The sequence below is a fragment of the Croceitalea marina genome (genome assembly GCF_042684265.1).
GTDB classification, from domain to species: domain Bacteria; phylum Bacteroidota; class Bacteroidia; order Flavobacteriales; family Flavobacteriaceae; genus Croceitalea; species Croceitalea marina.
The window spans coordinates 122088-146999 of the sequence record NZ_JBHULB010000082.1 but is presented as its reverse complement, the minus strand read 5'-3'; the positions used below and the strand labels follow the sequence as shown (position 1 = coordinate 146999).

Here is a 24912-nt window from a genome sequence, read left to right as displayed (position 1 = left end):
ATAATATATTAGCTAATAATACTCTAATATACAATAAATAGATAATATATTATCTATTTATTGTATATAGTATTTCACCATAGTAATACTTCTACAGCCTCATCCAACACTTCAACGCCGAACTCACGGACATAGGCTTTTGTAGTCAGAACACTTTGGTGACCAAGCGTCTCTCCGATTACATCAATGCTAACACCTTTCTCGCGCAAACACATAGCAAAACTATGGCGTGCAACATAGCTGGTCACATTCTTTGTTATACCAGCTTTCTGTGCCAATATTTTAAGTGCTTTATTGTATTGTGATAGGATCTTATGCTTTCGATTTTCAATTTGCATTGGAGTTAGAGCATCATGCAGTAAAATTGGAAAAACGTAGTTGGTATCCCTCCTGTTTTCATTGTAATATTCTAAAATCTCTCTTACTGGTGGTACAATCTTTAGTGAGAAATTACCCTGGGTTTTCGCTCGTGCATACGTGATTCGCGTTTGGGTTATATCAGACCATCTTAAGCGCATCATGTCGGCAAAGTTCATGCCTCTGGCATAGAAGCTAAATAGAAAATAGTTCTTCGCATTAAGGAGTTGAACATCTCCTTCACAGTCAATATTTCTGAAAGATTCAATTTCTGCCATTGTCAATGCGTGCTTAATACGTTTGCCACGAAGCTTTGATATTTTATATTTATGGAAAGGGTAGAGGTTTTGCTTTATCATATCGCGACGAATGGCCAAATTAAAGATAGTTCGTAGACTTCTCATGCGCACGGCAATACCACCATTTGAACCACCCCGACTCCTAAGAAATACCTCGTACTTATCAAGAAAGGTCACGTTAATTTCCCGCATGTGCAAAACGGGTTTTTTATGAAATTTTCTTAGGGAACGAATAGTATCGCGATTGTTTCGGGCATAACCTGTCCTTCCGGAGAGTTCTAAATCCTTAACCACTGAGTTCCAGAATTCGAATAAATCAATTTTGCTACGTTTAGAACCAAAGCGAAAACGGTTTTCAAATTCATTGAGGGTAAAATCAACATCGTCTATTTCAAATTCAGAAATAATATTTCTTGCTTTTATTTTAATGGTATCCAACAAACGATTATTTTGCATCGAATTCGAATGTCTTGTTTTGAAGCAATGTTCTTTGTTGTCCCATTGTTCTTTTTTAACCAGAAGTCCAGTGGCGATAATTTTCTTTTGACGGTCTTTTAATACTTGCAAAACGATAGAATGTTCGCCATCAACATTTGCTTTTGTCTTTAGTTTTAGCTTAATACTTACCATGCTTTTTTATTAAGGGGTGAAACATAGGTGAAACAAATACCACCTTTTTTGAAAACGCATGAAAACAAGTAAAAACAAAAACCCAGTAAATACAAGGGTTTCCAGCGATTGAAGAAAAATGAAAATAAATGAAAGGGCAAATATTCGCGCTGTTAATCAGAGGGTCCTTGGTTCGAGCCCAAGAGGAGGAGCTTTAATAGCAAGGCTTCAGAGAAATTAAACTCTGAAGCCTTTTTTATTTGCACGCAATTTGCACGCAGATTGAGAAAAATTTTATTTGAGTCAAACTTTAACATTTCAATCTAAAATTTTCTAGAATTACTTGCGATTTGTCCCAAATCCTTACCCCTGAACTTTGCGCATGGATCCTGTTTCGATTTTGTAGTGTTCCGATAGAAAAGCGTGAAGTAAAATCGAAATAGGGCGCACTTGCTATGCCCTGACATTTATTTTTCCTTTCCAAAATCAACTTAAGCTACCTGCTTTAAATTACAATAATAAGCTTCAAATAAAATCCATGAAAAATGCTAGCTCAAATCGCAACATTTAGTAGCGAATAATATTTTTTGCGCCAAAAACTTTCAGTGCTTACTGGGGTTCCCAAGGTTTTTGGCGCAAATACCATTTTTCACGAAATTTAAAGTCTCAACAACTATCTAAAAATCAATAAACTAAAAATCATAACATCGCTTTAGCGTGTTACCCTCTTGCTTTACAATCTTCGTCCTGCAAGCAGGACAAAAACTGTAAACACAAAGTGCCTTTTCCATAAATCATATTAAACCAATGCAATTCAAATTTCATTGATTCATAATATTTAGAGAAAATCAGATTATTAGAAATATTATATAAACCTATTTAGTATAAATTGAAATTAAAATATGATGATAAACAGAATATGAGTATCGAACAATTCTATAAAAGGTGAACTAAAAAAACGAAGGATTGGACACTTTAGCAAAAGAAAAACGATTTTCTCATCGCCATCCTTTAAAACAGGCGTTTTTTTATCCTGCCAGAATATGATAATACCCAAAAAAGTAGAAGCTTACAGATTAATTTCACAATTTAATTAACCCGCTCAAGTAAATATGAACCCTTCAAGTCCTTGAAGAGTCTATTGTTTTCTTTATCAGCATAAAATCTGTACTACATTTTGATACAGATACAATTATTCATGACGTTTTTTTGATTTTTATTGGATATTAAATTATCTTTATTAACATAGTATTTAGTAATTCAAAATCAACCTCATAAAACCAAAGACAGTACTAAGATTTAAAAGAATTACTCTCTTGGTATTTTTCTTGCCAGTAATTCTAATATCCCAGGGAACCAAGCCCATAGCTAATAAATCGTTAATAGAAATAAATAAAGAAGCTTTAGTTCTACTTAAAAATTTTGAGTACGAAAGACTAAAGGGTTACTGCGAAGCCTACCTTCCTACGGTATTAAAATCTATCTCTGATGACAACTACAATTTAACATTATTTTACTACTACCAAACAGAAGCGCAACATTTTACTGAGAATCACACAGATGCTTATGAGAGTTGTAAAAAGGCGCTTAGCTATGCAGAGAAGGTAAAAGAAAATAAAGAATTAAAAGGAGTCTTATTTTATAAAAAAGGAAATATTGAAGGTGATCTTCAGCTACTAGATTACGAGTTAAATTATAAAAAGGCAGCAGATTTTTTATCTGAAACAAGTAAACTTAATATACAATATTCAATAGCGAATTATAGTGCATTAGCTAGAGTTCGAGCCTTCAACGGTGATATTAAAAGCGCTATGCGTTACTTTAGATTAGGCGAAAAAAAATTTAAGGATAATCAAGATTATAGTTTAAGAGACTCCCCTTTTCTTCCGATAAAAGATGCCAGAGATGCTTTCCTTTACGATAAAATATACATACTCTTACAACAAAAACCCGACGCTATTGATAGTACTGCTGTCTTAAACACTTTAAAACAATTAGAGCGCTTGGATAAAGTATCTAAAAAAACAACAATCTACTATACTACATCTTTAAGCCATGTTGCCAATTGGTTAATTAGAAGTGAAGAAAAAAATGTTTCATTTAACAATAAAAGACTTGAACTAGGATCTCGTTTACTGGATAAAGCTTTGTATCTAATAAAAAATAAGGGATACCGAGGCGACTATTTTCAATTTGCATACACTAAATCCAAAGCCCTAAACTATTCTAATTCTTTAAAAGAGGCCAATGCATTAATAAATCATTTACTAGATTCTATTCCAAAAAAAGATGCTCGAATTCCTTTTTTTTATGCACAAAAAGGATTGATAAATGCAAAGTTAAATGAAAAGAAAATTGCTTTAGCTAGCTTTTATAATGCCGTAAAAAGTTGTAATCCATTAAATATAAATTTAACCCAAGATTATAAAAACTATAAACCAACAACCAAGTATAATGAAACTGCCTTGTTACTTCGTATAGGTGAAAAAATAGATGAATATTTTAACGAAGATGCGGAATCCTTAGAAATTTTAGCAAACCTTTACTATGCAGCATTTAGGCAATTTGAGAACAGTTATAATTCCTCAATAGTATCATCAATTCAAAATACGGAAGTCCGTTCTATACTTCGCGAATTATTGATATTAAAGAAAAAAGGATTTGGTAAAGATATTGATATTAGGAGTATAATTGCCCGTCTAGAATTGGTCTTTAATACTATAGAGACTACCCGTTCTTTACCTAAAAAAAATACAAAATTAGACTCCCTAAACCAAAGAAATCTTAAACTAAGAATGCAGTTAGTTAATGCAAAAATTGAAGATACCGTTACCAAGATAGATTCTTTACAAGAGCTTATAGACAAACACAAAAGGTTTACTGGCCGGCAATTTCCAGATAAAAAATTTTTAAATACTACGGAGTTTTCTATTAAAAATCTTCAGGAGAATCTAAAACCATCTGAAGTTGTAATTAAGTATCTTTTTTTAGGAAATAAATTAGCAATATTTCAAATTACAAATGAACAGTTTTTTTGGCAACTTAAATCTTGGGAAGAGGAAGAAAAAAAGCTACTTAAAGAATTTAATACTTCAATAGTTAGTGGAACTTACGAAGCAAATAAAGCAAATAAATTAAGGGAACATTTGTTACCAAAAAGTGACTTAAATAAAGATATCTATATCATAAATCCCGAGGGAGCCTTAGCAAAATTACCATTTGAGCTTTTACAAACCGAAGAAGACTATCTTATCAAGAAAAAGAAAGTTCGTTACACTTCTAATCTGCTCTTATTGAATAATTTAAATCATAATAATAAAAGTTCAGAAATGGTTGCGATTTATGCACCTACTTATCCAAAAACTGATAAAAAATTAAAAACCAGAAGTGAGCCTTATTATTTAGAAGGTGCCAAAGAAGAAGCCCAGAATATCGCTAAGATGTTCCCTTCTACTATTTTTACGATGGCAGATTTACCTAAAGAAACATTTTTAAAAACGGCTCCAGAAGCTGCGGTTTTGCATTTAGCTATGCATGCGGTTGTGAATAATAAAGAGCCAGCACTTAGCCACCTTTTGTTCGGCGATGACACCAAACTTGACAATAATTTGTATTTAGAAGAATTAAATGCTCTTAGTTTTAATGCACAAATGGTAGTTCTTAGTGCCTGCAATACTGGAATTGGAAAAGAAAATAATACCGGAGGCATTGCTTCTTTACAAAGAGCATTTTCTAATGCAGGTGCACCCGCTACTGTTGCCAGCTTATGGGAGGTACCAGATTTAACTACTCAAAAAGTAATGGAAGCTTTCTATAAAAACCTCAAAAAAGGTTTGGGAAAATCGGAGGCCTTGCAACAAGCAAAACTTGATTACTTAGAGAGAACTAGTAATCCCAAATTAAGAGCTCCCTATTATTGGGCGGGTTTTGTACTTTACGGAAATGATGCACCTATTATTCTTAACCCTAAAAATGAATATTTGAAATGGTGGCCATTAATTGCTGTCGTTCTTCTCATAGCTGTATTTTTCTTTTTTCTAAAAAGGAAGCGGGTTGCTTAACCTTATTAAGTACAACTAAATGGGTTTTTAGTATTTGGTGAAAGCATCATAATTAGGCTTTCTAAACCAGCAAATACGGCCCCTGCATTACCAAACATTCCAAAAACTATTTCTCTATAAACCTCGCAGGCCAATACTTGAAGTTCTTTCTTAATCCTATCATCCATACCTGTTGCATCCATAACTACAATGGTCTGTGTTACAATACCATATAGTTTTGCTAACGTAACACCATATTTTGCTATTATTGCCAGAGATACTCCGGCAGCAGGATTAGCTAACATGGCAACCCGACCAGCAGATGCTATAAGTACTACTTTCTCTAAAATTGCCACGATATTTAAAAGTATAGAAACCCCATCTTCTAGGCTAGGATCAATAGGAATTGGTGTATTACCACCACCAGACCCATCTGGCAGCATACCATAAAGTTCTCCAGTCTTTCCGTCTATCTTCCAAAAAGCTAGAGATTCTAAACTTTCATTAAAAACGGTATAATCTTTATTATCTAAGATTTTATAACGCAGTCCTTTTTTATAGACCAAATCCCATATTCGTTTATACGAATCAGATTCAGTTTCTAATTTTAAAAACTGGTTTGAGGTAAGTTTAAGCTTAGCTAATAAAGATAGCGTACTCTCTTCAAAAAGTTGACTTTCCCTAACGGCAAGTTGCGCGGTTATTTTAGCATTATTTTTAAAATTAACCAAAGGCGAACCTCCAATAGTGGTATATTTTGAAGTTTGAAAAAAGTCAAAACTATTGCTCCCAAACTGTTCCTCAATAGGCCAAATGGTTTTTGCCAATGCCAAACGATATCCTTTAACGTGGGTAAGACTTCTTTTGGTTACCATATCTTTAGGCTGCGTTAAAAGAGAAAGTATAGTGCCAGATAGTTTTGTTGTGCCTTTTTCAAAATGAGTTTTAGCCTCCTCTAATTTTTCTTCTAAAAATGCCTCTCCCCATTTCCTATTAGTCAGCTGTGCCTTTAAAACATCAGACATGGCAACTGCAAAGGTTGGTCCATCAGTTTCTATATAAAGTTGTGCTCCGCCATGTAGAAATCCTCTAACCTCATTTTTGTACTTTCTATAATTTACATCTTTTACTTTTCGATATATGAGAGACTCATATTCTCTTACATTAAAACCTGCAAGGCTTTTTGTAACAACATCTCGACCAATAGACATCTTTAAGTGCAGGGCTATTAAACCTGCTTCATTTTTGTTTTTGTCTGGGAAATTGTAGGTGTCTTCAGCTTTAATTTGAGTTTCAAAAAGTTGAACTTCAACCTTATGTTTTGCCCTACTTCTACTATTATACTCCAAGATATATGGAGGTATTTCCATAGCATCCATAAAATTAAACACTTCTTTGAGCACCAACTCTTGGTCTTTGGCAGGTAGTACTTTACCACCTGTTAACTTTGCCATTATTTCAAATGATTCCCATGGTTCTTCATTAACATCTAAAATAAAGGCAGGTGGTCCTTGGGCATATAAGTCTGCATCTTCATCATTTAGTTTATCGTCATTATGGCCATCAGTTGCATAAAGAATTAAATCTGCAGATGCTTGTGAGGCTTTCAAAAGTGAAGAGTAAAGTGCACTTGGCGTTATCCAAAATTCTATGATTGCTGATGGATATTTAGCTTTTATGGTACTTTCCAGCATCTTATTAAACGTTTCCATTCCTTCTCCGCGGTAAGCAGCAGGCATACTTAAAGAACCATCCGACAAAATTAAGATTTTGGGACTCTGTTTATTGCTTATTAATCTAGCAGGAATAAGGTTTTCGTCTTCTTTGATTAAAAAAGATTTAGGTAATAGCCCTTCAACCATTTTACCACTACTGTCTTTTGGGGTTACAGCCAATTTCACCCTAGGGAAGCTACCTGTTTTTGCTTTGCAGGACATTGATGTAACAACATCAGTAGTTATATTTTTTTCATACGCTAACTGGGTTAATATACTTTTTCCATTTTCATCATCTAATTTAATTGTTTCACCTTCTTGGGTTATGGGTTCGCCTAAATAAGAATTTTCTTCTAGTACCGAAAGTTCAGCATCTACACCTTGTAATGAGAAAGAAGGGGTGAAAAATTGCACTTGGTTCAGACTTTTTAAAGAAAGTTCTCCAATTTCTAAATTTTTTAAGAATGAAATATTTAGTTGTTTGCCTAATACATCTTTAATATTCCACTCCCCACTAAGAAAATCTATTTTTTGCTTAACATCTCTAGAGTGATACCCGTATAGTTCTAATTTTAGTATTGTCTTATTTTCCCTGGCTTTAGGTGCAATTAAAACAGGACTGTTTGAAGAACGTAGTCTTCCAAAGGGTACTTCTGGGTCTATTAGATGTGCAAATTTTTCTTCTCCATTTATCTTAAATCTAACTGAAGGTGTTTGCTTATTTGCCCATTTAATTTTTGTTTTAGCGATTAACTCTTCATTAATACTAAACTTTGAAAATAGGTTCTCTGTAAGTTTTTGAGCTTGGCTATCAATATCCTCATTTAGGGAAACTTCCGAATCTTCTAATTGTAGCTCTTTCTTCCATTGTTTAAATTGTTTATCACTAATAGGAGGGTTAAATTCATTTTTATACGTTCTTAGATAGCAACCTAGAATAGTAGTTTCGGTAAAATCTGTTTCTTCCCATACAACTTCAGCCTCAAAACCGGCTTGTTGGTACATTTTTGCCAAGAGTTCTGATTTTTCTCTTGCAGATGCCACTCCTGTTCTTGTTATACTTTCTAAACCTCTATGAAGATTTTTTCCTTCTCTGGATAAGTCTTCAGAAGCTGGCACTAAAACAATACTGTCGCGCAAATAATTAAACATGGCTTCAGGGTTTTTGGTGGCTATTAGCTTTTCTATTTGTGCTGGATGAAAATCTGGACTCTCTTTAAGAGCCATTAAAAGCTCTTCCCAAATTTTAAAAGGGACTAGCCCAGTACCTTTAAAAAGAGGTTTTTCTTCTCCACAGCTTAAAAAACTTAGGGGCATTCCAGTTGCAATACCGCCTAAAATTAGTTTAACAAAAAAATCACGCCTATTCTTAGAAAAAGTAGTCTTATCCATTAGTCTGGTAGTTGAATATGGTATTCCGTGGCCATTATACTTTTTAACTCAAAACCTACGCTAGTACCTTCTTTAGTTTTAAATATTTCTTTTACAACAAGGTGATTGTTAGGTAAAGAATAACCGTAATCCCATTTTACGGGCATATCTAATTCTTCAAAAACTGTTTCTACCAAGTATAATGCAGTGGTTGGTATATTAATTGGTGCTATATAAACTTGAACTTTATCTGGAGATTTTACATAGGTTCGTTCATACTTTTCTGCTATTAAAGCTTTCGCATAATACTGATTGGTACCAAATTCTGCAGTCTCTTGTTTTGATTTAAAAAAACGTTCAAAATCTTCTTGAACGTTTTTAAGATTTTCGGACACACCATCAGTTTTAAAAACATTTTTTTGAATTGTTCTAAGTTTTCCAAATTCATCGTCATAACCAAGAATGTAATTTCCATTGGGTTTTATGATGATGTAGTTGGTCATTTCATCAAAAAAATGGGTGATGTTTTTTTCTAAAAGAACAGTGCCTGTTTCAGGGTCTAGGTAAAAACCAAAATTTCCAGAGCTTATACCTTGGGTATCTTCCCAAGCATTACTATACCTAAAAGTAAATTCTTCAGAGAAATAGTATTGTCCTTTATCAGGATTCCAGTTTTGGTTGCGGTATGTGTTTATACTGTCAGGTTGAACAATATTCTGTTCTTCAATTTTATTTTTTTGAATTGAGTTTACAGTAGAAGAGGTTTGTTCTACCGTCACTACTTTAGTTGCTTTTTGTTCTTTACATCCTAAGCAAAAAATTATAAAAATTAGCCCAACTAATATAATTTGAGAAAACTTCATTAATTCGTTTTCTCAATTTTGAAACCAATACATATTTCTGGAGAACTATTCATAAAGAAATACTCTTTATTAAGTTCTAAGTTTTTAATATTTATTTTTTGACTATGGTATCCACCTTTATCGCCAAACAAGCCACCTCCTGTAACACCCCAAGATTTCATGTTAAATTGCAAACTAAAATCAGCTTTATTATTTGCAGCTTCTCCTAAAAGTCTAAATTCTCTTATCTTATTAATATCAACAAAATAATTGTAAACTACATTTCTAGAGGTTCTTGAATTTATAAATTTAGGAACCGTCACTTTTTTCCTTTTAGCTTTTAATGATGAAGAACGTGGTATATCATACAATCTATTTGGCAGATTATTTAAAGGTTTAATTGGCACCTTGCCAGATTTAATAGATGCATCTAAATACGCTCCAATAGTTCCGTAATATCTTTCTTCATCTACTGATAATAGTTTGGTTACGGTAACTCTGTATGTTCCTGCATAATTTTCTTCATTAGAGCCTGTATTTGTTTCCCGAGTATCGTAATAGTAAATTGTTTTGTTTGTAGATACTGCCCATATTTTACCATCATGTACTGCCATGGCCACAAAATCTTTTCGAGTGCCAGGGAGCAATACCCATTTTTGTGTTTGCTTTAACCATTTATAGATACCTTTATTACGGCCAACAGCATAAATCTTTTCTGCTTTCTGGTCCAAGGCAATTTGGTTGGGCTGGCCATTTAAATCTCTCCATCTTCCCTGTTTCCATTGCTTAAATTTTCCGCCTGAATCACGCGCATACTGTTCTTTGGAGGTAATTATATTAACTTGGTTAAAGTCTGAAATAGTTCTATTATAATTAGGATTTGGTGCTAGATTCCATTTCCCACTTTTCAAGAACCTCATTTTGTTCCTATCATCAATTGCAGCTATAGTTCCATTTTTACCACAGATAACCTCATCTGTTTTTATTCCTGGAACTTTAATCCACCTTCCATTAACATCTAGAGATACTTCTCCAGATGTATTTACCATGTAAACAACCCCATCTTTGGTTACAGATACCGATTTTGCATTTTTAAGTTGAGCGCCAAAAGGCAAGAATTTTTTAGTTCTAGTGTTGTATTTTTTTATATTCTTTTGAGCATTAACCACATAAACACTACCATCTTTGGCGCTCATGGCAATATCAGTAGCTTGCCCACCAACTTTTACAAATGTTTGTGCATTTACATTTTGGTTAACTGTAATCGTTAGCAAGACTACAATTATTATATATTTAAATATTTTCATAATTATATTTTGTGTTAATTTCTATTATCCAAAAAATCTGTAAAAACCGTATTTATTTTTATGCTTGTATTTTCTATTCTTAATACTTTATGCTCTGGATATAAGCCAGTTTCCACTTTTTCGCAAGGCTTGGAAACGTCGTTTGCTCTGGAAACATCTGTACATTCTACATAATGTACACCAGTAAAATACGCAACCAGTCGTTTTGAATTAAATTCGACAATATGTAGCGTGCCTTCATATGGTGTGCTTTGAGCATTACTGGGTGAGTCCCCAAATAATAAACTATATGTAGGTTTATTATTTTTATACTCAGAGGTTTCTTGGTTCATCATAGCGCTACTATCCAACTTATCAATCATCGGTTGTGTAAGTGCTTCAATTTGTTTCATAGCCTCATCTGGAGATAACTTTCCTTCTTGCATTAATTTTGAAATTCTTTGTGCCTCTTGCTCTATAGCTACTTTTTGGTCTTTTAGTCCACTTATATCGGTATTTGCCATAGACACATTCATTTTATTCATTTCAACTTTGTTGAAACTCTCTTCTTCAATACCTTCTTTTATAGATGAAAAGCTCACGTAAACACTATCTTTTGGAGTAATAGGAAACTTAAAAGCTCTTTTAAAATCTACGGAAAGGTTTAACGACAATGGTCTTGGTCTTTCATCAGGATGAGGTTCTTTTCCTAGACGCCTTAGTGCATTTAACCGTTTAGCCCAAGCCCCATTTGGGCTCATATCTATTTCTGAAATGTACAAGCTAAATGTCTCTCCGGTATTACCAATCTGGGTTTCTATAACCTCTGCTGGCTTAAATGTTTTTCCGTTATAGCTTACATTTTGTTGTGCATAGATTGATGCTTTTGCGCACAAAAGAAGAACTGCTATGTTTACGATAGTTCTCATTATTTTAAAGTTTAGTTCTTCCTGGTCTTTTTCTTAGTAAAAAACTAAACTCAACAGGTTTAATTTCACCTTTGACACCAAGGGGTTTAACAGATAACTCTACAGTATAATTACCTTTTGGCATGGTGCCCAAAAGTTCATTTAGGGCTGGAACTACGGTAGCTGATGCCTCTTCATCCGCACCTGCTAAAACACCTATAAAATCGAAAGCTTCTGCTGGAAGAAACATTTCACCAGGAAAATATGGAATTGGTTGTTTTCGTATTACATTTTTAACCAATTTACCGTCCTTTTTTATCGAAGTGATAAATTCAAAAAAGATAATTTTTTCTTTATATATATTGTTTGGTAACTCTTTACCATCAAAACTGAATTTCAATTGATATTTGCCTGTTTTAAATTCTTTAAACAGTTGAACTGCAGAATTCGTTTCTAACTTCAGTTCAGTTTTTGATTTCTCATTTAGGGTAAGCTTACCACTTACAGATTGTGCAGTTACAGAAAAACTAGAAATAAGGGCAATTATTAAAATTGATATTCTCATGATTAAGTTATTAGAATTGTTATTTGATTAAATTTTATAGTGTTTTGCCATTTCTATGGCAATTTCTTTGTTCTCTTTACCCGTATCTGTAGTTTTTCCTCTACTGGGTGGTGCAATATTGTATAAAATACCTTCCTTTAGAATAAGAAGTTGATTGGTAGTACCAATAAAAACAGCTTTCTCGCCAAAGCCATCTACTTTAAAATAGATAGAGGGGCTTCTTTCTGGATTATATTGCCAAAGCGGGTCTTTAGTTTTTGGTGCCGTAGCACCTACCTGCCCTTCATAAAATTCATACTCTTTTTTACCATAAAAGAGTTTTATTTTACAGTAACTAAGTTGACCTGGAATTAGTTCTATAGGCTCATTTTCTATTCTAAGAAAACTAGGGTTATGCTGCATGATAAGACTTTCAGGAAACTCCTGACAAAGTTTCTTGGTAATCTTTTCGGCATCTAAATCGGTTTTAAAAGATGTTGAGATTTCTGTTTCGACCTTGGTAGAAGTCTTATTTTGAGTATCTTTTTTATTACCTGTGCATGATATCATGATTATAGCCAACAAGGCTATCAAAAAAAGGTTTGTTCTTTTCATTTTTCTAGTTTATAAAGCCACAAGATTTGGCCATTTCTATGGCAATTTCTTTGTAATCCCTATTCTTGGCTGTCTCTTCTTTATTAAGTATATTTTTTGGAGGATTGATCAACAAGTTGTAGCCATCAAACTTTATTTCTAAAGTTTTCTTTCTAGCATTCCATAATGCTGCTTTTCCCATATTAGGAATCCATTCTGCAGACTTAGATATGGATTTTTTTAAGCTCCAGGCTTCTTCCCAGTTTTTACCTGCGCCTACAGCTTCTGCAACATCACCCATGACCTCGTCTTTATCAATTTCACGATTAACTGCTATGGAACCACGTAGCCATTCAAAATCAGAGGCTCCAGATTTTATAAAAAACATACATGCTGGCTCTGGGTCTTTATAGCGATCAGATTTTGTAGGATCTTCTATCACTATAAAATCCGCTCCAACATTATATAAACCTGCAATTGCACTTGCACTAACATTATCACAAGCACTCATCCCCTTTACATAATTTATATTATTGCCTTTAAAAAATTTGTTTATAAAAGATGTATCGCCGATGTCATCTGTATTTATAGGCTTTTTATCACCTATACATGAGCTCATTACCAGTAGCGTAATTAAACTCAAAACCATAAAATTAATATTGGTTGATATAGCTTTAGTTTTCATAGTATTAAAACATTTTTTTGTAGTCACTTGCGTTAATTTCTAATTTGTAATTGTCATTTATGCCCGTTACCTTACTTGTAGTCGTCCCTTGTTTATCAGTAGCTGTAAATTCCAACACAAAGCCAAGTACTCCGGTTTGTTCTACAGCATCTTTACTACCAAACATCCAATTGGGAATAACTACATCCGGTGCTGCCCAAAAACTAACTTTACCTCCATCTTGTTCTACTATATATTCGTAGCAAGTATAGTTTAGTATAGTCTTGGTATTTCCTGTTTTAATGGGTTTGCTGTAATTATAATTCCCCATTTCGGGCATTTCTTGCCCCTGTTGGCCTCCCATATTCTGTGACATTTGCATTTTCATCATTGGAGTGTCTACAAATATCCTTGTTTCACCATTTTGCATCACAATTACAGAACTGCCCTCCACATCACCATCTCCATAAGCGCTCATATCTGCTTTCATTCCAAAATAGTCTGCCTCTTTATTTAAGACATATGAAATAGGATAGCTCTCACCGTCAGAACTTATTACAAGGGTTTCTATCTCATAATTGAACTGATAGAAACCAGGTTTTCCTGGTTTTAAGGTAAAAGCAGGCTCATTCTCAACAACCTTTGTAGTCTTTTGTTTGACTTTTTCAACTATTATTAATTCAGGATCATTAACAAGAACAGAGCCACTGAATCCATCTGTATCAAAGGTAAATTCAATGATATTCTCGTTATAGGAAGAAAGGATAACAGTGCCCGTAAGTTCTGGCGCGTTATACACCAATTCAAATTCTGGGTCTTCTTCACGCATACTATCCGACCCTAAATAAGCTCCTAAAAGTCCATCATAATACAGTAATAAACTAGCATCATCCGGAAGGTTCAAAGAAATAGGTAAGTCACTATCAAAATTAATCTCTTTATGTATACTCAAATCAAACATATCATAAGCATCAGTGCCATGAGTAACCCACCATGCTGAAATTCTTGTAGTATTATTGCTATTATCCAATGTGATTTTTGGTTTTGCAATATCAGTAATCTCAGTAGGCCCATGATTTGGACCTGATATGATTGCATTACCATACGTTTCACTTACTTCTTTCTCATCTTTACTCCTTTGGTTTTCTTTTTTAGGACTTCTTTTTTTGTTCCTTTTTTTTCCATTACCTATTGAAAAAATACTGTCTATGGCTTGATCTGTTTTTTGCTCTGCTTTTTCTTCTACTTTTATTTCTACTGTTCTTTCAGCCGCTTCTTTAGCTCTATCTTTTAGTTTTTTAAAAAACTGTGCATTTACTGATTGAAATCCGCTAAGAAGGATAAGAAATACCAATAATTTTAGTGAACGATTCATTTTGTTTGGTGTTAAATTCGTTAATTGGTTAAAAAAAGAATCAAAAGGTTAACAAAAGGGCAAATTTTTTTGAAAAGCTGTTAACCTTGGCAGTATTTACATTACTAATGAACAAAGAAGAGGCATTACAACAGAGACTAAGAGCTGGTGATAAAAAAACATTAGAGGAACTTTATTTAACACATAAGGATTCTTTCATTGTTTTTTTTAAATCTAGAGCAAATGCTAGTATTGATATAGAAGACCTATTTCAAGATAGTATAATAGCTCTCTTTCAAAGTTTTGTTTTGAAAAAGACTGAACTAAAAAAAAGTACAGTAAAGACTTATCTTTTTGCAATTGGAAAAAATAAGTTAGCGCAAAAGTTTAATGGCCCCGTTTTGGTTGATGAAAAAGAAGATGTTATTGAAACACATTATGAAATTGATGATAATGGTTTAAGCACTGAGCAAAAAATGCTTATTAAATCTTTTAAACTTTTAGGAAATAAGTGTAAAGAGCTTATAAAAATGTACTATTACAGAGGACTCACTAATAAAGAAATTGTAATGCTAACTTCTTATAAAGATGAAAATACTGTGAAGAGTTATCGTTCAAGATGCTTAAAACAATTAAAGAATTCCATTCATGGAAGATGAGAAACAACATCAAAAATTCAGGGATTATATCTTAGATGAACTCTCCTCAGTTGAGAAGATTGAATTTGAGAAACGGTTAAAAGTGGATAAAGCCTTAGCACTTAAATTTAAAGGATATAAAGAAATTTTTGAAGCTTCATATCTAGAGGAAAGAGCGCAATTAAAAGAGAAATTAGCAAGCATTAATAACTCTAATAAAAAGGCCAGAATTAAATTGCGTTCATGGATGACAGCAGCAATTTTTATTTTAATGGTTGGCACTATTACATGGTTTACTCTATCTGAAGACACTGATTTGTATAATGATTATTATGAGTCCTACCCTAATCTTCTTAAACCTTCAACTAGAGGAGCACAGATGAGCAACCTTATTTTAGAGCAAGCATTTTATTATTATGATGATACGAATTTTGTAAAGTCTTTGCCACTTTTTATTTCCTATTTAGAGGATAATAAAGACAATGACGTTTCTTTTTATTTAGCTATGAATTATTTGGAATTAGAAGATGGAGAAAAGGCCGCTAAAATTTTTAAAGACCTTATCAAAGCGGAAACAAAGACAGATTATAAAGAGGAAGCATATTGGTATTTAGGCTTATATAATCTTAAAAAAGATGATACGGAAAATGCTTTAGAATTATTTAAGCAAATGAAGTTGCTGAATCAGCAGTTCAAAAGACAACAAGTTGAAATATTAATTTCCAAATTAGAAAGCTAATTTTAGCTTTTTAAAGATTTTTTAATTTTGTAGATAATAATTTAAAGAAGCTCTTAATTTTTGCACGTTAAGTGTTTTCAAAGAATATTTAGTTCTTCTTGATAGGTATCAAGGACTTCACTCGGCAATGATTTTAAGTAGATTTGGGTTGTACTTAGTTTATTGTGACCCATCATAGCAGAAATTGCCTCCAAAGGAACTTTTTTGAACATAGCATGGGTTGCGAAACTATGTCTGGATACGTAGGAGGTCAAACGTTCTTCAATACCACACTTTTTAGCTATTTCTTTTAGCCCAACATTATATCTTCTTAGTTCCCATTGAGCATCTTTGTACTGTAACTCTATTGTGTCTCTATAAATTATGGGTAATAAAAAACCAGATGGATTAGGATGTTCCAGATAGTAATCAATGATTGGTTTAATCTGATTTGTTATGATTATATCATAGCGTTTTCCTGTTTTCCTTCTTTGGAATTTAACACGACCATCAATGATATTATCTCTTTTTAGAAATGCCATATCAATAAAGGACATGCCCAACATAAGATAGGATAGAATAAAGTAATTGCGATAATGAAAATGATTGGAACCTATCTCGGTTTTCATTTCAAGTATTTTCTTGATACTTTCAATCTTAATGGCTCTTTTTTCAGTTGGCTTAGTTTTGATGGTATAGTATCTAAAAGGGTATAGAGCTTCATCCACCGCGCCTTCCTTGATGCCCTTGTTGTAAATTGCCTTTATCGTTCTCATGTAAGATGCAATTCCATTGACGGTATTGCCTGGTTTTGATAAATGGTGCCTTTCAAACCGTTTTAGAAATTCAAGATTGAGTTCATTGAATTTTAAATCTCGGTTGTTGGTAAACACCTTTAGTCTTCCTATTATTCCGGAATAGTTTCTGGCGGTGCCAATCCTTTTTTCTCTTATAAGCTCTTCAGCCTTTTGAAGACCGAACTCATAGAAGGAATTGAATCGCTTTCGGTTAACTATTTTATCAGCAATATCTTTTGCGGTAAGTCTGTCCAATTGGTCATTATCGGCCAGTCTATTGATTACTTCTTGTGCTTTGAGTTGTTTTTTTAATAAAAGGGTATTCATCAAGTGAACCGAATTAACATCTGGAAAATTTCTTTTTACTTTGCATCTGTGATTATCCCAAAATTCCTCTGGCACATAATGGCCCGTTTTTATCGAAGTGGTTTTTCTAAAATGGGTTAGTCTCAAAATAATGGGAAAACATCCATTTTGGGTCATTCTACGGGTGTCCAAACTTAGTTTTATACTCGTGTTCATGAACATAAGTTATAAAAAAATTTGCACGCAATTTGCACGCAGAAAGTTGGTTTCAATTGATTTGGTTTGACAACAAATTTTATTAAATAACTGATATTCAATAAAATATGCGATTTTTAAGATTTGCTTGAACCCCATTCGGTGACGCTGTTAATCAGAGGGTCCTTGGTTCGAGCCCAAGAGGAGGAGCAAATTAAAAAACCTTGCCAGAAATGGCAGGGTTTTTTGCATTCAGGGATTTCTGGGCGAGAAGTTTATCCCGAGCGCAGTTGAAGGGAGCCCAAGCGTCGTGCTGAGTTTGTCAAAGTTATAATGAGTGTTAAAACTTATTATGAACCTATTGCAGGCTTTTTCATACTTTAACCTTCAAAAATCTTAGAGATGAAAAGAATCACATTTTTAATTATTGTAATCTTACCCTTTGTCGGTCTAACCCAGAGTGCGGAGTACAAAATCATTTCTTATAAAGAAGCAGGCACAAAAGCACCCAATACGCACTATATGGGTGAAGCTTGGCTAAACCGTCTATTTAGTGCAGATGAAACTTTAGATTATAACATCACCAAAGCAACTTTTAAAGCCAATTCTACTTTAAATTGGCATAAACATGACACACCACAAATATTAATTGTGGTTGAAGGTATAGGCTATTATCAAGAAAGGGGCAAAGCCCCCAAATTAATACGCGAGGGTGATGTAATTAAGTGTGAGAAAGATACCGAACATTGGCATTCCTCATCAAAGAAAAATGATGTTACTTATTTGGCAATATATGGTGGAGGCAAACCTACAGAATGGACGGAAGTGTTATCTCAAAAACACTATGATAGCGTAGCCGAGAAATTAAATGAAGATTAAAAAGGGGAAACGTAGTTTTTCAAGTTCCTTTCGCTATCGTTACTTTCTCTAAGCATATATAATTGTTATTTTTTTCGTGATTTTTTGTAATTTTAAGTAAAATCATAACAATGAAATTTTTAACACTTTTATGCTGTTGTATTTTATTGACAGGTTGCGTAAGCACCAAATCTTCTGTTACCACAACAGCAAAAGATGAAAACAAGCTGGTCTTGCCACCAGATGTTCCCTCCAATAAGTATTCTAAAACAAGGCAAGGAGGCAGAAATTAAATTTTTTCTAGGGTCGATTCGCATAACTTGGCAAAAAGCCAACCAAAAAGAATACCGACACCAATGCCGGTAATGACGTCTAAGGGAAAATGTACCCCAATATAGATACGGCTGTAACTTACCAATGCTGCCCAAATCAATAGTGCAAAACCTAATACTTTCGTTTCCTTTTTGTACAGAATTGAGAAGAAACTCGCAAGTGCAAAAGAGTTTGCTGCATGCGCCGAAAAGTAGCTGTATCTGCCACCGCAATAACTTCTTACCATACGCATGAGCTCTTGAATTTCATTATCATAGCATGGCCTAAGTCTTTGTGTACCTTGTTTGATAAATACCGAAAGTTGGTCTGTACATAAGAGTAATAGACCTACGGTAATAATTGCAACAACCGCTTTTTTAAACCCTAATTTCAAGTACAGATAATAGATTAGAAATAGAAAAATGGGAATAGTAACAAAACTTAAAGTTTTTGATAGATACAGCCAAAAACTGTCCCAAAACGGGACTCCCATTCCGTTTAAATATATAAAAAGCTGTTTATCAAGTTCAATGAGGTCTTCGAACATTAGTTTTTAAAATACGATGATGAGTTTAATAAAGTTAAAAACGTCCGACGAGGCCAACCCGCCCCGGACCAATATTTAGATTCCAACTTATCTTTTTCTCTTGCTGTTGATCATTGTACTTCTCATCATACTTACGGTCAAGATATCTATCAATTGATTCTACCGTAAATATGCTTATTGCAACGCCTAAAGCAACATCTGAAAGCCAGTGCTCTCCATCCCAAAGTCTTGAAACTCCGGGCACAAGACCAATAGCATAGATGCCACCTTTAAGCCAAGGGCTTTTAAACTGTTTGGCGATGGCGTAGGCATTGGTAAAGGCAAGTATGGTATGGCCTGAAGGGAAAGAGTGAAACTTTCGACTAGAATTAAAGGGGTCAAAGGTGTCTTTACCCTTATTGCTAACAGGTCGTGCCCTACCGACAACAGATTTTGTTACCTGCTGTAATAAACCTGCGGAAGATGCCGAAGCTATCAAGAGTACCCCCGTTCGTCTTAACTTTTCGTCTTTTGTAAATAGGCCGGTTAAGTAAACACCACCAGTCAACATATAGTTGTATTGGGGGCTGCCGTATTTTGTGCCATAATCTCTAATAAATCTTGGAATACCTAGTTGTTGACGTCTTATAAATTCTGATGTTTGCTCGTCAAAAACATACAGCAATCCGGTGCCAGCGACAATAGTACCGAAAGTACCCCATTGTTTGCCCTCCCAGTGAAGAGGTCTGGTATAAGAGTGTCCAACACCTTTAAATACATTGCCTATATCGTATTTGAACAGCTGCCAAGTTGTTTTATCTGAAAAAGTAGATTCAGAATCGGTTTGTGCGCATAACTGTATTGTAAAAAAGAGGTACAGTAAAATAAACACGGAAATTTTCACAAAAAAGGGATTGTACTTAAAATAGGGCTCAAATTTTAGCAGCATAACTTGGTATTATGGAGTATTCTTTCTTTGCTTTACGAAACCGTGTACTACTTGACCAAAAAAGTTCTTTGGTAGTTCTTCGTCACCGGGAAAACCTAAGCGTATTTTGCCACCGTCTTCAGGAATATAGTTTGTTTTAAACAGATAATCCCAAAGGCTGAGGCTAATCCCGAAATTCACCCCGAATTTCCCTTTCGGAAGTTCGTAAGAGTGATGGTACAAATGCATCACCGGATTATTTACCAGATACTTTAAAGGCCCCCATGTAATCTTTATATTAGAATGATTAAAGTGGCCAATGGTAATTGCTATAAAGTGTACTATATAGGCCTGTTCAGGCTCAAACCCTCCAAGTAACATTACGCCAAAAGTTTTAAGAGGTTTGTATAGAATATTTTCCATCCAATGATAACGAAGGTGCGCAGCAAAGCCCATTTCTTTTACGCTATGGTGTACTTTATGAAATTGCCATAGAAATGGAAATTTATGTAGCAAGATGTGGGTGAACCATTGTACAAAATCCAATACTATAAAAAACACCAATAATTGCACCCAAACGGGCCATGATGACGGGTCTATCAACGCTAGACTTTTGGCGGTTATACCAATATCATTGAATAATACACCAAGCATTTTATAGATACCGCTTATGGCAATAGCAAAGAGAAAGAAATTGAAAAACATGTAAAAGCCATCTAACCAAAAGTCTTTTCTAAAAATGGATTGCTCTTTACGCCAAGGGAAAACAATCTCTAAAATCCATACAAAAAGGGATATAACGATTAGGCCCCAAAAATAATTGGTATACCAAGGTACTTCAAATAGTATGGACTTCCAGGTCCAACTTACCGTACCGTTAAATGCATTTACAAAGGCGTCAACGTATTTTTCCATAGCTATTGTAAAGTTACGGTAATACTATCTTTTTCAAAAGACAAGTCTTTATAATAGCTCCATTCTGACCAAGAGCCGTCATAATTTTTGACGTTTTTGTAACCCAACAACTCGGTAAGAACAAATGTGGTATGCGCAGAACGCACACCGGTGTGGCAATAGGTAACGATGGTATCGTTTTTACCAATTCCGAATGCAGCATATAAACTTTCAAGTTCAGATACGGGTTTAAACTTCATGGTATTGTCATAATCAATAGCCTCTGCCCAGTCTAAAAATTCGCTTTTTGGAATTCTGCCTGCTCGAGCTGCCCCTAGTTTTTGTCTTTTTCCGGTATACTCGTCATAAGTTCTTGTATCTATCAATAGTGGAGGGCTGTTAGTTGCTAGAAGCTCGTATAATTCATTTTTTAAAATCAAAAGTTCAGAACTTACCGAGGGCAGTGTAAAAACGGTCTCTTGGTGAACAGTGGCTTTCTGAGTTGTTGTTCCGCCAAAAGCCAACCACGCTTGCAGACCCCCATTTAATATCTTGCTATTATTAAAACCGTAACTTTTGAGCACCCACCAAAGGCGGGCAGCATCACATGAACCCTTGTCATCATAGAGTACAAGGATGTCTGTATTGTTAATTCCTAGTTTTGAAAATAGCTTTTCAACTTCTTCTTTTTTTGCCATCATACCTTTATAAGGAAATGAGGCATCTTCTATATCATCTCTCCATAGTTGAATTGCACCAGAAATATGACCTTGTGAATAATGTTCTTTTCTTCTAAAATCAATTATTTTTAGACCAGTGAGGTCTAGCGTTTCGCTAAGTAATTCAGTTTCTATAAGCGATGAGTTTTCAAGTTGGGTCAGAATAGTGTTTAGGGGGTCTTCAGGAATAGCGGGAGTATGTTGTTTCTTGCATGAAAGACAACAAATTAGCAGTACCAGAATAAAACTATTCCTCCAACTCATACCACTCGATATCAGTTAAATTCTGGCGTCTTCCTTTTTTGGAGGGGGCATAATTCGTGGCCAAATAATTCACAATAATTTCTTCGTTTTTACCTAAATCCCATAAATTTTGGGTTTCTTGCATCCATCGAATTGTGGCCAACCAACGCTCTTTAGACATTCTATTTTGGGTTACCAATTTGGCGGAATGGCAATTGGTGCAATTGTTTACCACAAGCATGAGCCCATCACTATCTACAAAACCTGTACGAACATGAATACCGTTTTCTATTTTATCGTAATCGGCCTCGTCCATTTCCGATACAACTTCATAATCGCTAACTGTAATTTCGTTTTTATTAGATTTAAAGGAAGACAAACTCGGGTCTACCATAATATAAAGAAGAACGGCTGCCATTGCCATAAAAAAGACCACAATTACTATTGTTAAATGGCGAATTTGTTTAAAACTGTTTTTAAGTCTCTCTGAACTATCCATTAGCTAACTTTTACGGCAATTCTATGGCAAGCGTTGTTTAAGTATCCTTTGGGGTTCCAACCTGGTAAAATCATCGGTTGTTTTAGGTTGTTGCTATCCGTAGCTCTCGCCCAAACCTCATAATAGCCTTTCTTTGGAAAGCTTATAGTTGCACTAAAATGTTGCCATGCCAATCTGTTCTTTGGTACTTCTAATCTGCAAGTTTGCCAGCTACTCCCAAAATCTATGGAATATTCCATGGTCTTCACTTGAAGCTCTCCGGCCCAAGCATGGCCTCTAATGGTCAAGCTGTTCTTATTTTTTAGTACAGCTCCAGATTTTGGATAGGTAATTAAAGATTTCACGGGCATTGATTCGATAATGCACATGTCTTCATCTTTTACTTTTTCGCCAGGGGCGACCGCTTCACAGGGGACACGGTAGGCAGAACCTGTCATCTTTGTACCATCATGTATTTTGTTGCGAATACTGATGCCATTGAGCCATTTACCGGATGCGGATGCGGGCCAGCCCCCGGCAATCAACCGTAAGGGGTATCCATGCGCCAGCGGAATGTCTCCTCCATTCATTTTAAAGGCAAGTAAGGTTTCGTCTTGTAGCGCTTTGGCCATGGGCACACCTCTTGATATTGGCTCTTTACTTGGGTCTCCACTTAGGTGGGTATCCGCGGCATGGTAACCAATATAAACAGCATCTTTTTTATAGCCTGCATCTTCTAAAACATCCTTCAAACGAACTCCGGTCCAGGTGGCACAAGAAACAGCGCCCACGGTCCATTGATTGCCTTTTGCCGGCGGATTAAATTCACTTCTTCCGTTACCGCCGCATTCCAGTGTGAGTTGATAGGTATATTGTTTGAATTTTGATTTAAGCTCTTTGAGGGAATAGGTTTTTTTAGTTTCTAAAGATTCGCCATCAAAGGTAATTTTCCAATTGGCTGCATCTATGTTCGCGGGTATTTTTCCATTGTTTCTTATGAACATGAACCTATTGGGTGTTACCCTATCATCCAATAAATGTGCCTGTGCTTCCATATTCCAGGGCTTATCGTTCAAAACGACCATTTGGGGGTCTTTTTGGAACAATTTAAAAGGGTCTGGGTCTTGTAATCCTAATAACTGGTATCCTTCACGAATATTTTTTCCAAAAACAATTTCAGTGCCCAGGGCAGTTGCAAGCGTAAGTAGACTTCCCTTTTTTAAAAACTTTCTTCTTTGCATGTATAATCCATTTTCATAAGTTGATGATTAAATAATCAACAGAATAACACTCCTCTAAAATAATCAAAATAGATGCTTCATTTTTTTTACCCAGTTTATTGGAATGCTATATGGCGGATATCGTAGTGGCACGTCTAACCAATTACCACGCTTCAAAATTGATTTTTTATGTGAGAATAGGTCAAAGGAGTATTTGCCATGATAACCACCAATACCAGAATTGCCAACCCCACCAAAGGGAATACTCTTATTGGTAATCTGCATTACGGTATCATTGATGACCCCGCCACCAAAACTGTATCTATTGATAATTTTCTTTTGGAAGGTTTTGTTTGTCGAAAAAATATACAAACCTAAAGGCTTGCCATAGCTACTGATATATTTTTCAATGTCTCTCTCTGTTTCATAGGATATTATGGGAAGAATAGGGCCAAAAATTTCATCTTCCATTACCTTACTTTTATCGCTTGGTGAATCTATAAGTGTAGGACCGATAAAACGGTCTTCATCATTACTGTCACCTCCAAAAAGTATATTTTCTCCTTCAAGCATTTCTTTTAGCCGTTGGTAATGTTCAACGGTGGCAATTCTCGCAAAATCTTTTGAATGTGCTATGTCTTTTCCGAAGGCTTTTGAAATATTATGCTGTAGTGCCGAAATAAGCTTGTCTTTAACTTTTTTATGTACCAAAACATAGTCAGAAGCAATACAAGTTTGCCCGGCATTTAGAAACTTGCCCCAGACAATTCTTTTTGCGGCCAGTTTCACTTTTGCAGAGCTATCAACAATGCATGGGTTTTTACCACTTAGCTCTAAGGTTACAGGGGTCAGATGTTCTGCGGCGCTCTTATAAACTATTTTACCAACTCTTGAACTACCGGTAAAAAAGATATAATTCCATTTTTGTTTTAAAAGCTCTTGTGAAACCGCTACACCACCTTCAACTACGGTAACATATTCTTTGGGAAAAGTATTGGCTATAATTTTGGTTATAACTTTTGAGGTATTCGGGGTGAGTTCCGAAGGTTTTACTACCGCTGTGTTTCCTGCAGCGATGGCACCGATTAAAGGAGACATGGAAAGCAGAAAAGGGTAGTTCCAAGGCGAAATAATCAAAACAGTGCCATAAGGTTCTGAATATATATGGCTAGTAGAAGGGAAATTTACCAGATTCGATGAGGTCCTCTGGGGTTTGCTCCAAATAGCAATGTTGTTTAGCACATATTGCAGCTCAGAAAGTACAAACTGGGTTTCCGTTGCTAGACTTTCGAACTTAGGTTTTTTAAAATCTTCATACAAGGCATCGCAAATAACGTCTTCAAACTTTAAAATTTCCTTTTTTAGTTTTTGTAATGCTTGTTTACGGAAATTAACGTCTTTGGTCTTTTGGCCTGCAAAGAAAATTGATTGATCTTCTACAATTTTATTTATCATTGGTAACTTTTTGTTAAGCTGTATAATAGGATAAATATATAA

General features: G+C 34.7%; 22 protein-coding genes. 5 read left to right on the top strand and 17 right to left on the bottom strand.

Annotated elements, in window-relative coordinates; translation table 11 throughout:
* Window positions 1-74 precede the first annotated feature (74 nt).
* Entirely contained in the window at window positions 75-1286 is a 1212-nt protein-coding gene (locus ACFSQJ_RS18400) for a phage integrase SAM-like domain-containing protein (RefSeq protein WP_377768365.1), read from the bottom strand.
* A gap of 1295 nt (window positions 1287-2581) precedes the next feature.
* Here ACFSQJ_RS18400 and ACFSQJ_RS18395 point away from each other — a divergent pair.
* Window positions 2582-5326, top strand: a complete 2745-nt coding sequence (locus ACFSQJ_RS18395; RefSeq protein ID WP_377768364.1) for a CHAT domain-containing protein — start codon at window positions 2582-2584, stop codon at window positions 5324-5326.
* Window positions 5327-5331: 5 nt separating this feature from the next.
* On the opposite strand, the gene ACFSQJ_RS18390 is transcribed toward ACFSQJ_RS18395, so the two are convergent.
* The 8 genes from ACFSQJ_RS18390 to ACFSQJ_RS18355 all read right to left on the bottom strand — a co-directional run bounded on the left by ACFSQJ_RS18390 (window position 5332) and on the right by ACFSQJ_RS18355 (window position 14604).
* A complete protein-coding gene (locus ACFSQJ_RS18390; protein ID WP_377768363.1) occupies window positions 5332-8412 on the bottom strand; it encodes a hypothetical protein in 3081 nt (1026 codons plus the stop codon).
* Window positions 8412-9170: a hypothetical protein gene (locus ACFSQJ_RS18385; RefSeq protein WP_377768362.1), complete on the bottom strand. Its 759-nt coding sequence runs from the start codon at window positions 9168-9170 to the stop codon at window positions 8412-8414. Before ACFSQJ_RS18385 ends, ACFSQJ_RS18390 begins: the two co-directional genes overlap by 1 nt.
* An 83-nt stretch (window positions 9171-9253) precedes the next feature.
* Window positions 9254-10540, bottom strand: a complete 1287-nt coding sequence (locus ACFSQJ_RS18380; RefSeq protein ID WP_377768361.1) for a tectonin domain-containing protein — start codon at window positions 10538-10540, stop codon at window positions 9254-9256.
* 14 nt (window positions 10541-10554) lie between these two features.
* Window positions 10555-11448: a hypothetical protein gene (locus ACFSQJ_RS18375; protein WP_377768360.1), complete on the bottom strand. Its 894-nt coding sequence runs from the start codon at window positions 11446-11448 to the stop codon at window positions 10555-10557.
* A gap of 4 nt (window positions 11449-11452) precedes the next feature.
* Complete coding sequence (locus ACFSQJ_RS18370; protein ID WP_377768359.1) at window positions 11453-11992, bottom strand: hypothetical protein; 540 nt, start codon at window positions 11990-11992, stop codon at window positions 11453-11455.
* Between the two features lie 27 nt (window positions 11993-12019).
* The gene (locus tag ACFSQJ_RS18365) at window positions 12020-12586 is read right to left on the bottom strand and encodes a hypothetical protein (RefSeq protein WP_377768358.1); all 567 of its coding nucleotides are present in this window, start codon (window positions 12584-12586) and stop codon (window positions 12020-12022) included.
* 4 nt (window positions 12587-12590) lie between these two features.
* Complete coding sequence (locus tag ACFSQJ_RS18360) at window positions 12591-13250, bottom strand: hypothetical protein (protein WP_377768357.1); 660 nt, start codon at window positions 13248-13250, stop codon at window positions 12591-12593.
* A gap of 4 nt (window positions 13251-13254) precedes the next feature.
* The gene (locus ACFSQJ_RS18355) at window positions 13255-14604 is read right to left on the bottom strand and encodes a hypothetical protein (protein WP_377768356.1); all 1350 of its coding nucleotides are present in this window, start codon (window positions 14602-14604) and stop codon (window positions 13255-13257) included.
* Window positions 14605-14711: 107 nt separating this feature from the next.
* Between ACFSQJ_RS18355 and ACFSQJ_RS18350 the strand changes: the two genes are divergently transcribed.
* Together ACFSQJ_RS18350 and ACFSQJ_RS18345 are read left to right on the top strand one after the other, a co-directional pair.
* Window positions 14712-15242: an RNA polymerase sigma factor gene (locus ACFSQJ_RS18350; RefSeq protein WP_377768354.1), complete on the top strand. Its 531-nt coding sequence runs from the start codon at window positions 14712-14714 to the stop codon at window positions 15240-15242.
* Window positions 15232-15960: a tetratricopeptide repeat protein gene (locus ACFSQJ_RS18345; protein ID WP_377768353.1), complete on the top strand. Its 729-nt coding sequence runs from the start codon at window positions 15232-15234 to the stop codon at window positions 15958-15960. Before ACFSQJ_RS18350 ends, ACFSQJ_RS18345 begins: the two co-directional genes overlap by 11 nt.
* 77 nt (window positions 15961-16037) lie before the next feature.
* Here the strand turns inward: ACFSQJ_RS18345 and ACFSQJ_RS18340 are convergent, their stop codons facing one another.
* The gene (locus ACFSQJ_RS18340) at window positions 16038-17258 is read right to left on the bottom strand and encodes a site-specific integrase (protein ID WP_377768352.1); all 1221 of its coding nucleotides are present in this window, start codon (window positions 17256-17258) and stop codon (window positions 16038-16040) included.
* A 381-nt stretch (window positions 17259-17639) separates the two neighbouring features.
* Between ACFSQJ_RS18340 and ACFSQJ_RS18335 the strand changes: the two genes are divergently transcribed.
* A complete protein-coding gene (locus ACFSQJ_RS18335) occupies window positions 17640-18116 on the top strand; it encodes a cupin domain-containing protein (protein WP_377768351.1) in 477 nt (158 codons plus the stop codon).
* 110 nt (window positions 18117-18226) lie between these two features.
* Window positions 18227-18388, top strand: coding sequence for a hypothetical protein (locus tag ACFSQJ_RS18330; protein WP_377768350.1), 162 nt, complete (start codon window positions 18227-18229; stop codon window positions 18386-18388).
* On the opposite strand, the gene ACFSQJ_RS18325 is transcribed toward ACFSQJ_RS18330, so the two are convergent.
* The 7 genes from ACFSQJ_RS18325 to ACFSQJ_RS18295 all read right to left on the bottom strand — a co-directional run bounded on the left by ACFSQJ_RS18325 (window position 18385) and on the right by ACFSQJ_RS18295 (window position 24870).
* Window positions 18385-18954 (bottom strand): phosphatase PAP2 family protein, encoded by a 570-nt coding sequence (locus tag ACFSQJ_RS18325; protein WP_377768348.1) that lies wholly within the window; start codon window positions 18952-18954, stop codon window positions 18385-18387. The genes ACFSQJ_RS18330 and ACFSQJ_RS18325 overlap by 4 nt on opposite strands.
* 34 nt (window positions 18955-18988) lie before the next feature.
* Entirely contained in the window at window positions 18989-19882 is an 894-nt protein-coding gene (locus ACFSQJ_RS18320; RefSeq protein WP_377768347.1) for a phosphatase PAP2 family protein, read from the bottom strand.
* A gap of 9 nt (window positions 19883-19891) precedes the next feature.
* Complete coding sequence (locus tag ACFSQJ_RS18315) at window positions 19892-20776, bottom strand: sterol desaturase family protein (RefSeq protein ID WP_377768345.1); 885 nt, start codon at window positions 20774-20776, stop codon at window positions 19892-19894.
* A gap of 2 nt (window positions 20777-20778) precedes the next feature.
* On the bottom strand, window positions 20779-21738 hold the full coding sequence (locus ACFSQJ_RS18310) for a sulfurtransferase (protein WP_377768344.1): 960 nt from the start codon (window positions 21736-21738) through the stop codon (window positions 20779-20781).
* Entirely contained in the window at window positions 21722-22216 is a 495-nt protein-coding gene (locus tag ACFSQJ_RS18305) for a monoheme cytochrome C (RefSeq protein ID WP_377768343.1), read from the bottom strand. The genes ACFSQJ_RS18310 and ACFSQJ_RS18305 overlap by 17 nt, the downstream gene beginning before the upstream one ends.
* Window positions 22216-23436, bottom strand: coding sequence for a sulfite oxidase (locus ACFSQJ_RS18300; RefSeq protein ID WP_377768342.1), 1221 nt, complete (start codon window positions 23434-23436; stop codon window positions 22216-22218). Before ACFSQJ_RS18300 ends, ACFSQJ_RS18305 begins: the two co-directional genes overlap by 1 nt.
* 63 nt (window positions 23437-23499) lie before the next feature.
* Window positions 23500-24870 (bottom strand): aldehyde dehydrogenase, encoded by a 1371-nt coding sequence (locus tag ACFSQJ_RS18295; protein ID WP_377768341.1) that lies wholly within the window; start codon window positions 24868-24870, stop codon window positions 23500-23502.
* Window positions 24871-24912 lie beyond the last annotated feature (42 nt).

Coding starts and splice junctions, on each gene's coding strand:
- ACFSQJ_RS18400 (WP_377768365.1), bottom strand. CDS start 1,286: ATGGTAAGTATTAAGCTAAAACTAAAGACAAAAGCAAATGTTGATGGC.
- ACFSQJ_RS18390 (WP_377768363.1), bottom strand. CDS start 8,412: ATGGATAAGACTACTTTTTCTAAGAATAGGCGTGATTTTTTTGTTAAA.
- ACFSQJ_RS18380 (WP_377768361.1), bottom strand. CDS start 10,540: ATGAAAATATTTAAATATATAATAATTGTAGTCTTGCTAACGATTACA.
- ACFSQJ_RS18375 (WP_377768360.1), bottom strand. CDS start 11,448: ATGAGAACTATCGTAAACATAGCAGTTCTTCTTTTGTGCGCAAAAGCA.
- ACFSQJ_RS18370 (WP_377768359.1), bottom strand. CDS start 11,992: ATGAGAATATCAATTTTAATAATTGCCCTTATTTCTAGTTTTTCTGTA.
- ACFSQJ_RS18365 (WP_377768358.1), bottom strand. CDS start 12,586: ATGAAAAGAACAAACCTTTTTTTGATAGCCTTGTTGGCTATAATCATG.
- ACFSQJ_RS18360 (WP_377768357.1), bottom strand. CDS start 13,250: ATGAAAACTAAAGCTATATCAACCAATATTAATTTTATGGTTTTGAGT.
- ACFSQJ_RS18355 (WP_377768356.1), bottom strand. CDS start 14,604: ATGAATCGTTCACTAAAATTATTGGTATTTCTTATCCTTCTTAGCGGA.
- ACFSQJ_RS18350 (WP_377768354.1), top strand. CDS start 14,712: ATGAACAAAGAAGAGGCATTACAACAGAGACTAAGAGCTGGTGATAAA.
- ACFSQJ_RS18345 (WP_377768353.1), top strand. CDS start 15,232: ATGGAAGATGAGAAACAACATCAAAAATTCAGGGATTATATCTTAGAT.
- ACFSQJ_RS18340 (WP_377768352.1), bottom strand. CDS start 17,258: ATGAACACGAGTATAAAACTAAGTTTGGACACCCGTAGAATGACCCAA.
- ACFSQJ_RS18335 (WP_377768351.1), top strand. CDS start 17,640: ATGAAAAGAATCACATTTTTAATTATTGTAATCTTACCCTTTGTCGGT.
- ACFSQJ_RS18330 (WP_377768350.1), top strand. CDS start 18,227: ATGAAATTTTTAACACTTTTATGCTGTTGTATTTTATTGACAGGTTGC.
- ACFSQJ_RS18325 (WP_377768348.1), bottom strand. CDS start 18,954: ATGTTCGAAGACCTCATTGAACTTGATAAACAGCTTTTTATATATTTA.
- ACFSQJ_RS18320 (WP_377768347.1), bottom strand. CDS start 19,882: ATGCTGCTAAAATTTGAGCCCTATTTTAAGTACAATCCCTTTTTTGTG.
- ACFSQJ_RS18315 (WP_377768345.1), bottom strand. CDS start 20,776: ATGGAAAAATACGTTGACGCCTTTGTAAATGCATTTAACGGTACGGTA.
- ACFSQJ_RS18310 (WP_377768344.1), bottom strand. CDS start 21,738: ATGAGTTGGAGGAATAGTTTTATTCTGGTACTGCTAATTTGTTGTCTT.
- ACFSQJ_RS18305 (WP_377768343.1), bottom strand. CDS start 22,216: ATGGATAGTTCAGAGAGACTTAAAAACAGTTTTAAACAAATTCGCCAT.
- ACFSQJ_RS18300 (WP_377768342.1), bottom strand. CDS start 23,436: ATGCAAAGAAGAAAGTTTTTAAAAAAGGGAAGTCTACTTACGCTTGCA.
- ACFSQJ_RS18295 (WP_377768341.1), bottom strand. CDS start 24,870: ATGATAAATAAAATTGTAGAAGATCAATCAATTTTCTTTGCAGGCCAA.